At 41.9% G+C, this 14,465-nt stretch carries 11 protein-coding genes; 7 read left to right on the top strand and 4 right to left on the bottom strand.

The annotated features are described in order from the left end of the window. Nucleotides 1-119 precede the first annotated feature (119 nt). On the top strand, nucleotides 120-1,337 hold the full coding sequence (locus DFP77_RS00185) for an MFS transporter (protein WP_114410285.1): 1,218 nt from the start codon (nucleotides 120-122) through the stop codon (nucleotides 1,335-1,337). 9 nt (nucleotides 1,338-1,346) lie between these two features. On the opposite strand, the gene DFP77_RS00180 is transcribed toward DFP77_RS00185, so the two are convergent. Continuing rightward, the gene (locus tag DFP77_RS00180) at nucleotides 1,347-2,270 is read right to left on the bottom strand and encodes an AraC family transcriptional regulator (RefSeq protein ID WP_114410284.1); all 924 of its coding nucleotides are present in this window, start codon (nucleotides 2,268-2,270) and stop codon (nucleotides 1,347-1,349) included. Between the two features lie 216 nt (nucleotides 2,271-2,486). Here DFP77_RS00180 and exaC point away from each other — a divergent pair, with 216 nt between their 5' ends. The 5 genes from exaC (at nucleotide 2,487) to DFP77_RS00155 (ending at nucleotide 9,632) form a co-directional block, all read left to right on the top strand. Continuing rightward, on the top strand, nucleotides 2,487-4,004 hold the full coding sequence (exaC, locus tag DFP77_RS00175) for an acetaldehyde dehydrogenase ExaC (RefSeq protein WP_114410283.1): 1,518 nt from the start codon (nucleotides 2,487-2,489) through the stop codon (nucleotides 4,002-4,004). A gap of 321 nt (nucleotides 4,005-4,325) precedes the next feature. After that, nucleotides 4,326-5,708 carry an L-serine ammonia-lyase gene (locus DFP77_RS00170; RefSeq protein ID WP_114410282.1) on the top strand — a complete coding sequence of 461 codons (1,383 nt, stop codon included), beginning with the start codon at nucleotides 4,326-4,328 and terminating at the stop codon, nucleotides 5,706-5,708. 303 nt (nucleotides 5,709-6,011) lie between these two features. Further along, the gene (locus DFP77_RS00165) at nucleotides 6,012-7,586 is read left to right on the top strand and encodes an inorganic phosphate transporter (RefSeq protein WP_114410281.1); all 1,575 of its coding nucleotides are present in this window, start codon (nucleotides 6,012-6,014) and stop codon (nucleotides 7,584-7,586) included. Between the two features lie 531 nt (nucleotides 7,587-8,117). Next, the gene (locus tag DFP77_RS00160; RefSeq protein WP_114410280.1) at nucleotides 8,118-8,900 is read left to right on the top strand and encodes a hypothetical protein; all 783 of its coding nucleotides are present in this window, start codon (nucleotides 8,118-8,120) and stop codon (nucleotides 8,898-8,900) included. Between the two features lie 111 nt (nucleotides 8,901-9,011). Beyond that, nucleotides 9,012-9,632, top strand: a complete 621-nt coding sequence (locus DFP77_RS00155; protein WP_181858466.1) for a LysE family translocator — start codon at nucleotides 9,012-9,014, stop codon at nucleotides 9,630-9,632. A 31-nt stretch (nucleotides 9,633-9,663) separates the two neighbouring features. On the opposite strand, the gene DFP77_RS00150 is transcribed toward DFP77_RS00155, so the two are convergent. From DFP77_RS00150 to DFP77_RS00140, 3 genes are all read right to left on the bottom strand, one after another. After that, nucleotides 9,664-11,679, bottom strand: a complete 2,016-nt coding sequence (locus tag DFP77_RS00150) for a DNA topoisomerase III (RefSeq protein ID WP_114410278.1) — start codon at nucleotides 11,677-11,679, stop codon at nucleotides 9,664-9,666. Between the two features lie 65 nt (nucleotides 11,680-11,744). Then, the gene (locus DFP77_RS00145) at nucleotides 11,745-12,689 is read right to left on the bottom strand and encodes an IS1595 family transposase (RefSeq protein ID WP_114410277.1); all 945 of its coding nucleotides are present in this window, start codon (nucleotides 12,687-12,689) and stop codon (nucleotides 11,745-11,747) included. A gap of 113 nt (nucleotides 12,690-12,802) precedes the next feature. Continuing rightward, a complete protein-coding gene (locus tag DFP77_RS00140) occupies nucleotides 12,803-13,285 on the bottom strand; it encodes a universal stress protein (RefSeq protein ID WP_114410276.1) in 483 nt (160 codons plus the stop codon). Nucleotides 13,286-13,728: 443 nt separating this feature from the next. On the opposite strand from DFP77_RS00140, the gene bamJ reads away from it, so the two are divergent. Beyond that, on the top strand, nucleotides 13,729-14,349 hold the full coding sequence (gene bamJ, locus DFP77_RS00135; protein ID WP_114410275.1) for a BamJ family beta-barrel-assembly machinery protein: 621 nt from the start codon (nucleotides 13,729-13,731) through the stop codon (nucleotides 14,347-14,349). Nucleotides 14,350-14,465: the final 116 nt, after the last annotated feature.

Below are 14,465 nucleotides of genomic sequence, written 5' to 3'. Positions count from 1 at the left end.
TGCTTTATCAGGATGATAAATTGCCCTTAAGAAACTAACAAGCTTCTACCCTAGGCTTGTTTTAAGTTAATCGACTCTACTTGTCGATTAATCGCCCAGTTTGATAATAAGGAATCACATTGGCTACTTCCAAAAATCATAATGCTTTTAATGAAAAATTGTCTCGCTGGCTATTGCTGTCTTGTTTGATGGCGGTTGGAATAGGACAGTCGTTTATTTTTACCTCGTTACCACCAATTGGCCGTGAAATTGGTTTAGCTGATGTTCGAATTAGCACGCTCATCACTGCGGGTGCGGCTACATTTGTGGTGGCTGCTTTTTTATGGGGCGGTATCATTAATAGAATTGGTCGAATGCGTTCTGTCATTATTGGGATGAGCAGCTACGCGGTGACTATTGCTTTAACAGGTTTTGTTCTTCAAGAAGCACTCGCTAGAAACTTGTCAGCAGAGCAAACATATTATTTTGTTTTTATCTTACGTATTGTTTTTTCTCTTGGTATAGCGGGTGTACTGCCTTCAATTCAAACCTATTTGATTGCGCATACTGATATCAAACACCGTAGCTCAACAATCGCTATGATCGGGGCGTCTTTTAGCATTGGAATGATTTTAGGTCCTGCGTTTGCGTCTTTATTGAGTAGCTTAGGTTTAACGGCACCCTTTTATATCATTGCTCTATTGGCTGGCAGTGCCGCTTTGTTAGTGGTGCTGTTTGTAAGAGATTCTAAACATGTTCGACAACGAGAAAAGCCACCGAAAATAAATTGGTTTACTCAGCCAGTAATGCCATTTTTGTTTATGTCATCATTATCTATTCTGTCAATGACAGGCGTGCAGCAAATCATGAGCTTTTTAATTCAGGATAGATTTCAGTTGGATGTTGCACAAACTACCCATCAACTGGGGTTTGCGATGATGACTATGTCTTGTTTTAGTATTCTGGTGCAAATGATCTTGGTTCCACGATTCCAGCTTGGTGTTGTCACTCTTATGTTTTCTGGTGTAGGTGTGGGAGTACTAGCGCAACTGGCGTTTATTTATTTGGATTCGTATACCGGTGTTCTGATCGCGATGGGGTTATTTGGTGCGGGCTTTGGCTTCTTATTCCCAGGAATAGTAACCGCGCAAACTCTTTTGGTAAAAGATGAGCAACAAAGTCGGTTGGCGAGCATGAATGCATCAATGCAAGGGTTGGGTGCTGCACTAGGTCCGGTTATTTTGGCTTCACTGTATCAGCTAGGACAGTTGGTGCCATTTTTTGGTTTGATGTTTGCTTTAATCTTTATGTTGGCAGTTTTTGTATATTGTAAAAAGAAACTGAAACATGTTTTTTAGCCACTTTTTTTAGGAATTTAGTTTGGCTTGAGTGACTTGTCTTGGGGATATCCCAAAGTGTTGATGAAAGCGTCGACTAAAGTGACTCAAGCTTAAATAACCAACCTCATAACTCACCTCTGTCACGGAGCATCTTTCTTGTAACCGTTCATAGGCGCGGCTCATTCTACGCTGGTGCTGATATTCTAATGGTGTACAACCAAGTTGACGTTTAAAGCTTTCGTAGAAGCGACTGCGACTCATGCACGCCATCTTAGCCAGCAAATTAATATTCATTTGTTGGGCGAGGTTTTGTTCAATCCATTGGATTACGCAGGTTAGGCCTGTTGCATCTGGCGAATGCTGCGTAAACCGCAATAGGGCATCTCTACCATGGTGCCTAATAATGCGAGTCACTAACTCACTGACACCAAAATCAACGAGTAAATCTCGGTCTGGATCATTGCGCAAAAAATGACTGGTAAGACGATCGATGACTTGCTGAGTGGCTTGAGTGTGCAAAGTATGTAGATGTTGGTTAGGGTCCAATACCACGTCAGACGGTAAAGATTCTACCATAATGTCATTCATGCGATCGCAAATTTGCGCGACTCGCTCTTGCGAAATAGCGATGGTGAGACAAGTGGTTGGGTTATGAAACTCGGCTTCGGGGAAGTCGATAAAGACTTCCTCCTTAGGTGCCAAGATGAAAGATTCATGGGGCAGGAAAGGTATATTGTCATGATCATTTGTGTGCATGACCTTTGCGCCTGTTACCATTCCACAATAAAGCAAGGAGTCGGCTTTTAAACCGACTTTTTGTGCTTGCTCATAGGTATCGTAGATACTCAATTCAGAGTGCGGCCCAGCAAAACACACACGGTTTTCGACCAGCTGAATCGGTGCGCGTTTATGTTGCAGTAATGTTTTCTCTGTCGAGATAGAACGACTCATTAACACACCTCTTTTATCTTCATATTGTTATTTTAATAGTGTGGCATGGTGAATTCTCTTTTCCTCATCATCGCTCTTGCTTACTCAGGGGTCAATACAAAAGCAGAGCAGAAATGGATTGCCAGACAAGCTTCATGGACTCACAGGCAAGTTTTCTTGTTTCTTTCTTCCTACTCTTAGTCACAAGGTTAAAAACAATAACAATGGAGATACTTTATGATCTACGCACAACCTGGTACTAACGGTAGCCTTATTACATTTGAAGCCCAGTACGGTAATTTTATTGGCGGTGAATGGGTTGCTCCTGTGAAAGGCCAATATTTCGATAATATCAGTCCTGTTAATGGTGAAGTATTTTGTCGAATTCCTCGTTCTACTGAAGAAGATATTAATCTAGCTCTAGATGCGGCCCATGCTGCCCGAGCGGCTTGGGGAAAAACGTCCGTCACTAACCGCTCTAATATATTATTGAAAATTGCCGATCGTATTGAACAAAATCTAGAAGCGCTGGCGGTTGCCGAAACATGGGATAACGGTAAAGCGGTTCGTGAAACTCTGAACGCCGATATTCCTCTAGCCGCTGACCACTTTCGTTATTTTGCTGGTTGTTTACGTGCGCAAGAAGGTAGTACGGCTGAACTAGATGAACACACTGTGGCGTATCATTTTCACGAGCCATTAGGCGTTGTTGGTCAAATTATTCCTTGGAACTTTCCAATCTTGATGGCGGCATGGAAACTGGCTCCAGCGCTTGCGGCGGGTAACTGTGTGGTACTTAAACCAGCAGAGCAAACGCCAGCGTCTATTTTAGAGTTGATCAAGGTTATTCAAGATCTATTGCCACCAGGAGTACTCAATATCGTTAATGGTTACGGTAAAGAAGCGGGCGAAGCATTAGCGACTAGCAAGCGTATTGCCAAAATTGCCTTTACCGGTTCGACGCCAGTCGGCTCTCATATTCTGAAATGTGCAGCTGAAAATATCATTCCGTCTACGGTTGAGTTGGGCGGCAAATCGCCAAACATCTACTTTGCTGACGTCATGCAACATGAAGAAGCTTTTATTAGTAAGTGTGTGGAAGGTTTGGTGTTAGCTTTCTTTAACCAAGGGGAAGTGTGTACCTGCCCATCTCGCGCTTTGGTCCATGAATCGATTTATGACGAGTTTATGGCGCTTGTCATTGAGCGTACAAAAACGATTAAACGTGGTAATCCATTGGATACCGATGTGCAAGTGGGCGCTCAGGCATCCAAACAGCAGTTTGATAAAATAATGAGCTATATCGACATTGGTAAAGCTGAAGGCGCGCAATTGCTGATTGGTGGTGACATTGAAGCGGTAGATGGTTTAGATAAAGGCTTTTATGTTCAGCCAACCTTATTTAAAGGCTCTAACGACATGCGCATCTTCCAAGAAGAGATTTTTGGACCAGTGGTCAGTGTGACAACCTTTAAAGATGAAGCGGAAGCGCTTGCTATTGCTAATGACAGTGAGTTTGGTTTAGGGGCAGGGGTTTGGACAAGAGATACTAACCTTGCTTATCGTATGGGGCGTAACCTTGAAGCGGGTCGTGTTTGGATGAATTGTTATCACCAGTATCCGGCTCATTCCGCTTTTGGTGGGTATAAAAAATCGGGTGTTGGCCGTGAAACTCATAAAATCGCTCTAGAGCATTATCAACAAACGAAAAATATGTTGGTTAGCTACGATGTTAACCCGTTAGGTTTTTTCTAACCTAGCAAACGTTTAAGTTCTGGTGGCGGGATACAAATAGTCTGCATTTCTGTTTGTTGACAGTTTTGAGCTAAGCCAGTGTGTATATCTCACACTGGCTTTTTTTGTTTCCGCACATGTTTTTATTTTTCCTGTATTCGTACAACTAGCCTTGAAGCGTCATAAATTTGCCTCTTTACTGGATCTATCGCTATATAGAGGAAAAAACGGAGTTTCCGATTGGAAACTTTATCTAAGAAGTGATAATTTCGCCTTATTAGTAGTTCCTGTTATACAACTTAAATGTCGCACAAGAAACATTGGACGGCAGAGGAAAAAGCCATGGCAATCAGTTTATTTGACCTTTTTAAAGTAGGGATTGGTCCCTCTAGTTCCCATACTGTTGGCCCTATGATTGCGGCGAACCAGTTTGCTCATCAAATACAAAGCCTTAATCTAGAATCAAAAGTCAGTCGTTTGAAAATAGATTTATACGGCTCACTTGGTGCAACAGGTAAGGGGCATGGAACAGGCGTAGCTGTATTGATGGGGCTGGAAGGTGAACTGCCTGATCTGATTGACCCGAGCGGAGTTAGTGAGCGTGTTGAGGTTATTGAAGCCACATCGCAACTTAAGTTATTGGCACGACATTCTATCTCGATTAATGTTTCTACAGACCTTATTTATCATCGAGTTGATCGTCTAGATTTTCATGCAAATGGTATGGTGTTGGTTGCATTTGATGCTGATGGCAACACGCTTCATCAGGCGACTTTTTACTCTGTTGGTGGTGGTTTCATTGTTCAAGAAGACGAACATGGAAATGTGGCATTGGTTGAAGACACAACAAAACTTCCTCATGAGTTTCATAGTGCAGAGGAGCTCATAAAGCTTTGTCGAGACAATGACAAAACTATTTCTCAGATTATGATGGAGAATGAGCAACACTGGAGAACAGAAGAAGAAATAAAACAGGGTATTCTCTCGATCTGGTCTGTAATGAAAGCCTGCGTTCAAGAAGGCATTCGTAATGAAGGTATTTTACCTGGCGGTTTAAAAGTTAAGCGCAGAGCCGCAAGCCTTCATAGAGATTTAACCAGTAAAACACGTATGGATATGATAACCCCTTCTTTAGGGGCTATGGATTGGGTCAACCTTTATGCACTGGCAGTGAATGAGGAGAATGCGGCTGGTGGGCGTGTGGTTACTGCACCAACAAACGGTGCTGCTGGTATTATTCCTGCGGTTTTACATTATTACTGGGAGTTTTGTCCACGCTCTTGTGAAGAAGGCGTTATAGACTTCTTCCTTACTGCAGCGGCGATAGGTTTGTTATTTAAAGAGAATGCGTCTATTTCTGGTGCTGAAGTAGGCTGTCAGGGAGAAGTCGGCTCTGCTTGTGCTATGGCTGCGGCAGGGTTAGCCGCGGCAACAGGTGGCACACCAGAGCAAATAGAGAATGCTGCCGAAATCGGTATGGAGCACAATCTTGGACTGACATGCGATCCTATTGGTGGATTAGTGCAAGTGCCATGTATAGAGCGAAATGCAATGGGGTCGATAAAAGCAATCAACTCGGCAAGTATGGCGCTGCGTGGCGATGGCACACATTATGTGTCTCTTGATAAGGTCATTCGTACGATGCGAGATACGGGCAGAGACATGAATGATAAATACAAAGAAACCTCACGTGGTGGTTTAGCCGTGAATGTGATTGAGTGTTAATTTTTTATAAAATTCAATCTGTAACAAATCGGTCATATTTCTGTAGTATCTTTGCAATAAGTGCCTTTGGCGGGCACTTTTTTTTGTCCTTTTTCGAGTCGTTATTATCAATAGGCTTAGGGGTTTTTATCTAAAGACTCCCAGTGTAGAATGACGCCGAATTTACATTTTACAGAAATGTGACGGGATGAATTGAGAGCCAAATTTATTTTGGATGCTAGGATAAGCATGTCGTTGATGGTTTTAGTTTAGCCTGAATGATCAGCGGTTTGGCATAGATTAATTATAGAAAGAAGAGCCCGTATGGATCTTACAAATAACCCAAAAGAAGATTCCACTTTACTGAGTGGTCATGAATTTGTTCGTGTATTAATTGCCTTGGCTTTTGTTTTGGCATCTGGTTTTTATGCTTCATCAAATGGTGTTGGGGTTTCTAATTTATCTATTTTAGCGATCGCTGCTGCCATTGGTGCCTACATGGCTGTCAATATCGGTGCTAACGATGTAGCTAATAACGTTGGGCCTGCTGTTGGCTCAAAAGCCTTGTCGATGACAGGGGCGATTTTGATAGCGGCGATTTTTGAAGCTGCAGGTGCTTTGATTGCTGGTGGTAACGTTGTTGGTACGATCAAGAATGGCATCATCAATCCTAACTCAATTGGCGACGCAGAGACCTTTATTTGGGTTATGATGGCGGCCTTATTGGCGGGCGCAATATGGCTAAACTTAGCGACTTACCTTGGTGCTCCTGTATCGACGACGCACTCCATTGTTGGTGGTGTACTGGGCGCAGGTATTGCTGCTGGCGGTTGGGATATCGCAAATTGGGATAAATTAATTGCGATTGTTGCTAGCTGGGTAATATCCCCTGTAATGGGCGGCGTGATTGCGGCGTTATTCTTAATGTACATTAAGCGTGCCATTACTTATAAAAGCGACATGATTGACTCCGCGAAGAAGGTTGTGCCTTTATTGGTTGGATTGATGGTTTGGGCGTTTTCTACTTACCTTATTCTAAAGGGGCTTAAGCACCTTTGGAAACTAGACTTTATTACGGCTGCGCTGATTGCTTTTGCCATTGCGCTAACTGTTTATTTCCTTGTTCGCCCTATGGTTGACAAAGCTGCATCCGCATTGAAGAACGACAAAGATGCAGTTAATAGCTTATTTACGCTGCCTCTTATAGTGTCTGCGGCATTGCTAAGTTTTGCTCATGGTGCAAACGATGTTGCCAATGCGATTGGGCCTCTTGCTGCAATTAATGATGCACTAATGACGGGTGCTGTTTCTAGTAAAGCATCTATTCCTATTTGGATCATGATGGTAGGCGGGATTGGTATTGCTGTTGGTCTTGCTCTATTTGGTCCAAAGCTGATCAAAACAGTGGGCTCAGAGATAACAGAGCTTGATAAAACTCGTGCTTTTTGCGTGGCTATGGCAGCTGCGATTACTGTGATTGTCGCTTCTCAACTTGGCTTACCAGTTAGTTCTACTCACATTGCGGTTGGTGGTATCTTTGGTGTTGGCTTCTTACGTGAGTATTTGAAACAATCTTATGAGAAAAAGCTGGCTTCTATTATTTCTCATTCTGAATCTGCTGGTCATGACGGTGAGCAAACACAAGAGTTTGTGAAACGTTTCAAGCTGGCTGATGTGGAAGAAAAGCGTGCGATATTGAAAGAATTGAAGGCGGCACAGGCTTCATCTCCTATCTCATCTGCTGAGCGTAAAGGCTTGAAAAAAGCAACCAAGAAAGAGTTAGTGAAACGCTCTGCGTTATTGCGTATTGCTGCCGCGTGGGTAATTACAGTACCTGCTTCCGCAATATTGTCTGCAGCAATCTTCTATATGTTGCTTGGTTTTTCAGTTTCTCGATAGAAGAGCATTATGTACAAACAAAAAAAGATCAGTATTTCTGGTCTTTTTTTGTTTTCAAGAGAGGCATGGTGTTATATAAAATAGTATTGCTTGTCGAATTATTTAATAATGTCATGGTTTGGATCTGATAAAAATCAGGTCTAAATTAATGCAAATACACGATGTACTTCAGTCTGTACTTAAAGAACTCAGTAGCATGGTGTGGCTAGAAGTCGCCAGATTGCTATAATGTGATGCGTGTTTTGTTACCGAGACGCGTTGGTTTGATAGACTTGATAAAATTTAGACGATGGTAAAGAGCGGTGATTGCATGAATTTTGTGTGCTCTTGTCGGCTATTAAAAAATGGTTCCGTGAATACCTCTAAAAAGAGACGGCACGCCTCCAAAAACTGAAACAGGATGTTGAAGAAGTTTGTTTTTAAAAAGGATGGGGCAAAGCTCGAGCAGAAATGATTTGGAGTAATCTATTTTGACAAAAGTAGCGGAATGAAATTATTCCATAAACAATATTAAGGTAAAAAACCTACGATATGACTGCTGTTACCATCACTGTACTTTTGCTGGTTATCGGTGGATTTATTGCTTTTGCGATTTTTCTACAGCTTAAAGAGCAAGCAAGATTAGAAAAGTTGCGTAAAGTGGCTGCTCTAAATAATCAATTGCGCCAAGTGCGTCGCTATCTTGATGAAATGCCTCCTCAGTATCAACCTAAGGATATGAAACTGTGGCTTTTTTCTAGGATGGTTTCTCTTTATGACCAGCTTATTGCCTTACAGCCTGATGCGACTTTGAGTCGTCGTCGACAAAACATAGCCGCAGAAATGAAAGAGTTTCAAGGAAGTAAACAGAAGAGACGTGCTAAGCCTATGAATGATGAGCTGCTAATTATCGAAGTTAGACGCTTATTTGAGTCTTTTAAGTCTTACTTAATTCTTTCGCAAAAAGAAAAAACCATCGATTCTGATGTTGTTAATCGTTATAACAAGTTACTTAATTTTTTCCATTACAAAGTTAATTCAGATTACCACTCTCATCTTGCTAGGAAGGCATTTTTAAGCGGTCAGATGAGTTCTGCTCTGGAAATGTATAAAGAATCGCTTTCGCAATTGAATCCTATTAAAGAGTCTGTTGAGGCTCAGGCTACTATTCTGAAGTTAAAAGAGTTGATTCAGGAAATAGAAGAAGATCTTGTCTTGCAAAAAGCGGAAGATGAAATTAGCCGTGATATGGATAACCAAGGTGAAGAAGAACTGGACGATGAGTGGAACAAATTCATCGAAGATTCGACGTTCCAGGAAAAGAAACGTTTTTAAGCGAACTCTTATCAAATAATCTTATTGTCTATTTATATTTAGTACTTGCTAGTTGAGTGCAGCCATGACAATTTTGCATTTTAACCCCTCATTATTTATAAAGGACCTTCTGTGAATTTAGCGCTTTTGTCGGCTTTTATTCCGACCTTCTTTTTTGTGTCTGTTACACCAGGCATGTGTATGACATTAGCGATGACGTTAGGTATGACGATTGGAGTCAAACGCGCTCTATGGATGATGTTAGGAGAGTTAGTTGGTGTTGCCATGGTGGCTATTTTATCGGCTATTGGTGTCGCTGCTTTGTTATTAAATTACCCTAGTGTATTTATCGTATTAAAATACCTTGGCGGTGCTTACCTTGCTTATATTGGCCTGCAAATGTGGCTGTCTAAAGGCAAAATGGCGATTAAAGCGGATTCGACAGACAGTAAACCAGCATCTCGGTTTGATTTGATTTCCCAAGGCTTTGTAACTGCTATTGCTAACCCGAAAGGTTGGGCTTTTTTTGTCGCCTTATTGCCGCCATTTTTGGATGCGAGCCATTCTTTGGCAAGCCAGCTGATAGTACTGATTGCAATCATTCTTACTTTAGAATTTACTTGCTTGCTGATTTACGCAGCAGGCGGAAGAACGTTAAAGTCTCTTCTTATGCAGAGTGGTAATGTGCGCATAATGAACCGTATTGCTGGCACATTGATGATTGGTGTTGGTTTATGGCTTGCTATTGGTTGATAGCAAGCCAGCTTAAAACATGCCATTTTTATTAAGAAGACGCTTTTGCGCGTCTTCTTGTTTTTGTGGCATCGGTTTTTGCTCCCGATGTTTTCCTTGTGCTCGATGTTTTCCTTGTGCTCGATGTTCTTTTACTTGTTGTGCCTTTACGCTTGGCAAAAGGGTTTTTAGCTGGCGGTGGTAAGTTTTGCAAGGCAGAGGTAGGCATTTCTCGGGAAGCGCTGAGTAGCTGATTCAAATTGACTTCTAGGCTCGTCATGAAGGTTTGATAGCTGGCTTCGCCAAGACTGATGCTGTTCAGGGCTGATTCCCATTTTGCCGTCATATCTGGGGTGACTAATTGTGTTGGTAAGCAGTCAATAAAGGCGCGGCCTGTTTGGCTGGCGTGAATTTGTTTTCCCTGTCTCATCAAAAAGCCGCGTTTGAAAAGTAACTCTATAATGCTGGCTCGTGTCGCTTCAGTGCCAAGTCCATCGGTTTCTTTTAAGATGGCTCTAATATCTTTATCTGTGACAAACCGGCTGATGCCTGTCATAGCGGCAAGTAAAGTTGCATCAGTGAAAGCAGCTGGCGGCGTAGTGACCTTTTCTTGAACTTGGCCTTGTGTACACCATAGCTCTTCGTTTTTATTCAGTTTTGGGAGTTCATTTTGACTTTCGTCATCTGGGTCTTTTGCTTTGCTCTTATTCGGTAAAAGACGTTTCCAACCTAGTGAAATAGGTGTGTTGCCTTTGGCTTCAAACAACCCACCTTCAATTTCCAGTTTAATATAAGACGCTAGATAGTCGTACTCAGGATAAAACTGCATGAGATATTGTCTAGCAATTAAGTTAAAGACTAGAGCTTCTGTCTTAGAAAGAGATACCACTTTGTGGGCTTGCGTGGTTGGGATAATGGCATGGTGAGCAGTGACTTGTTTATCGTTCCACGCTTTACTTTTTCTTGATGCGTCTGCGTTCAGGGCGCCTTGCTGGGTTTCCCCGCTGGATCGTGCGAGAGCCGCTATAATAGCAGGCGCATCTTTATGTTGTTGAGTTGGCAAATAACGGCAATCGGATCTTGGGTAGGTGATCATTTGATGGCGTTCATAAAGCGCTTGGCAAGTATCCAATACTTGTTGTGCCGATAGAGAAAAAGCCTTTGCTGCATCGATTTGTAGGGCTGACAAGCTATAGGGTAGGGGGGCTGGCTGCTTTTTTTGTTTGTAATTTGCTTCCATGACAATCGCTGGCTTATTGGTAATACGGTTGGCAACGTTTTTTGCCAGCAGTAAGCTGATTACTCGATTTTCGTCATCCATGTAGGGTTGGCAAGCTTCGCTGGGTAACCACTTGGCTTGAAACAAAGCGCCTTGTGGTGTCTGAATACTTGCCCAAACTTGATAAAAATCTTTCGGAACAAAGGCTTCCCTTTCTTTGTCCCTCGCTGCGACTAAACCCAATACTGGGGTTTGCACTCGCCCAATAGATAAAACGCCCTGATAGCCGGCTTGGCGGCCTCTGATGGTATAAGCCCGAGTTAGGTTCAGTCCAAACAACCAGTCCGCACGAGCCCGCCCTAAGGCTGAACGAGAAAGAGCTGCGAACTCATTGTTGGAGCGTAAATTGTTTAATGCTTTTTTGATGGCGGACGGAGTTAAGTCATTTACTAGCAGTCGCTGAGTGTTTTTTAGCTTTTGAACTGGTGTTTTTGTGTAGTGTAAAACCTCATCGACTAAAAGTTGCCCTTCTCGGTCCGGGTCGCCTGCATGAACCAATGTTGTCGCTTTTTTTATAAGTTTTTTTAAAATACCCAGCTGCTTTTTGGTGTTGGCTTTTTCTTGCCATTGCCAGTCATTTGGAATAATAGGTAAGTGGTCTAAATTCCAAGATTTGAAGGCCGGATTATATTGGTGGGGTTCCGCTTGCTCTAGCAAGTGACCGATACACCAACTGATGCAGTCACCGTTAGGCAGCCAGATACAACCTTCTTCCTTTTTTTGAGGCGAGGGTAGGGCAGCAGCAATGGCTCGGGCAAGGCTGGGTTTTTCGGCGATATAAAGAATCATAAATACACTTACTGTTTATATATAAGGGCTATCCATTTAGAGCGACCAGACACTATATATAGTGTTTATCTAGCTCTAATGCCTTTATAGGTTAGGGGTTTTGTTGTCACAGATTGCTCAAGTAATCGATAAAATAATAGCCCTCTAGACCGCGATTTTCTTCTGTTAAATCTAAAGGTATATTCATCTAAATAGTAGTCGAGCTGTTTAGATTGAACAGCACCTTGATAGGTCCCTAACAACCAACGCTTTAGTAAAGAGGCTACTCTGTGAACCCCTGGCATGGTTTCGTGAGCAGGTATATTTGAACCAAGATGTACGGTCTTTTTTCTTGAGTATCCCATGCTATCAATGGAACCATAAGCCGCAGATCCGTCTGTATGAATTTGACTACCTGGTTCAATAACATCGACTATGAATTGCTCTATGTTGCTTTTCGTCGCTCTATCTACCTGTCGTAATCTGATACGACCAAACCCTTTTGGCTCAATTAATTCTATTGCGATCAACACAACAAACTTCTTCTTATCTTGTTGATTTATATTAACTAAGCCACCTACGAAGGTTTCATCTACCTCAATAATTCCTGATAACTTATCTCTTTCAGGATTGATCATTGCATAGCGTAATCGATGCAATATCGACCAAGCTGTTTGATAGCTTCCAAGTCCAAGTAAGCGCTGTATACCAAGCGCACTTACTCCATTTTTTTGATTTGTAAGATACCAAATCGCAGCAAACCAGTCTTTAAGTGGTGTTCTCGTTTTATCAAAAATAGTGCCTGCCGTGACAGACGTTTGCTTTCGACACTGAGTACATTTAAGTTTATTTTTAGCAAGGCTATAAGGTACCTTGTGGGCCAAACAATTTGGGCATATGAAGCCATTAGGCCAGCGAAGCGTGTACAGATAATCACGACAAGCTTGCTCATCGTGGAACCAGTCAACAAATTGACTCCAATTTTTAGGGTAATCAATACCCGCCTTGAGTGAAGAAGATTTTTTGTTCATCACTACATATTGACATTGGTTGCTCTAAATGGATAGCCCTTTTATATATACAGTAAGTGTATCGGACGCAGAGAAGTGTGACTAGAGTGATGTGTTATTTAATTAAATGACGGCTATTTTATTGGCACAACTAACACAGGAATTGAGCTGGTATGAATGACTTTGTTTGCGGTTGAGCCAATGATCATTTGGCTTAGGCGTCCGTGTGTTCTGCTATTCATCACTATTAAATCCGCCTTTTTTTCTGCTGCTAAGCGTTGGATTGATTCAGATGGAACGCCGTTAACAATAACGGTTTCTGGTGGTGTTTCTAGATTTGAAAGTTCTGCTGAATATTTGTCCATAAACTCAGAAAGTAACCTTTGCATACGACCATCAATTTCTGTGAGTGCTTCTTTGCGCATTTCGCTTCTCACGTCTTCAGTAATGTAATTGTTGATCATGTTAGATGCTTGAGCATTTAGTGGCTCTATAGCGTGCATGATAATGACTTTTGCCTTATGTGTACTCGCTAAGCTTAAGACAAGTTCCATGGCCGCATGGGTTTTTGTATCTAGATCACAGGCATAAACAATTGTGTTTATTTTAGGTAACATGGCAAGATCCTCTTTCAATGTACCTAGAAGCTTAATCCTTTTAGCTTTGACTGCTCTGATCTGTGTCAATTATTGTCGAGTAGTTTGAAAACGATAGATTGTTGGATACTTGTCGATCACTGTGATTAGCGAATAAAAAACAGCTTATTGATGAAAGAAAAATAAAGCTAATAAACAATATCCCCCAGTAATCTGTTGGTTGTTTATTGTTTGTGCAACTCTTTGGAGATGGGATAAATATTTTGGTTTTCATGGCGCACTCCAGAATGAATAACGGTTGTTATTAATGATAATGAATATCATTTAATAAATCTATGGCGCTGATAAATATATTTTTACCAAAGGAATTTTAGGAATTGTGGCGTTTGAGGAGAAGCCCATGAGGGCTGCCTATGTTATGATATGCGCTCAATTTTTTAGTTAACGAATAAGTGAGTGTAATCATGTCTGAACTGTCGTTCGACTCTAACGAAGCAAAAATCGCATACGGCATTGGTCGTCAAATTGGTGATCAGCTGCGTGGTAGTGATCTTGGTGAATTGTCTCTAACGCATCTTTTTGCTGCGATTGAAGATGCTGTGAATGGTGCAGAAATGCGCGTTCCTGGTGAAGAGCTAGAAGCTGCTTTTGCTGAACTACAGCAAAAAATGGAAGAGAAAAGCCGTGCAGCGTCTGAAGAGACAGTTAAAGCAGGCGAAGCATTCCTAGCAGAAAACAAAGCTAAAGATGGCGTTCAAACGACAGAAAGTGGTTTGCAGTTCGAAGTTCTTGAAGAAGGTACGGGTGCAACTCCAAACCGTGAAGCGACTGTTCGTGTACATTACGAAGGCCGTTTGATTGACGGTCAAGTATTCGATAGCTCTATTGCTCGTGGCGAGCCAATTGAATTTCCTTTAACTGGCGTTATTGCTGGTTGGACTGAAGGTCTTCAATTGATGAAAGAAGGCGCGAAATACCGTCTTACTATTCCTGCTGAATTGGCATACGGTGCTCAAGGCGCTGGCGCATTGATTCAACCTTTCTCTGTATTGCAATTTGATGTTGAACTGATTGCTGTTATCTAAAGCTGTTATTTAGTTAACTGTTTGAAAGTAAAGCACAACAAGCGATACGTAAAAAGCGAGCTAACCGAAATGGGCTAGCTCGCTTTTTTGTTTGAGTTGTATGCTGAATAGTGCTG

The organism is Marinomonas foliarum, assembly GCF_003337275.1.
In the GTDB taxonomy this organism is placed as follows: Bacteria; Pseudomonadota; Gammaproteobacteria; order Pseudomonadales; family Marinomonadaceae; genus Marinomonas; species Marinomonas foliarum.
The sequence above is the reverse complement of the archived record's forward strand: the minus strand, read 5'-3'. Positions and strand labels throughout refer to the sequence as shown.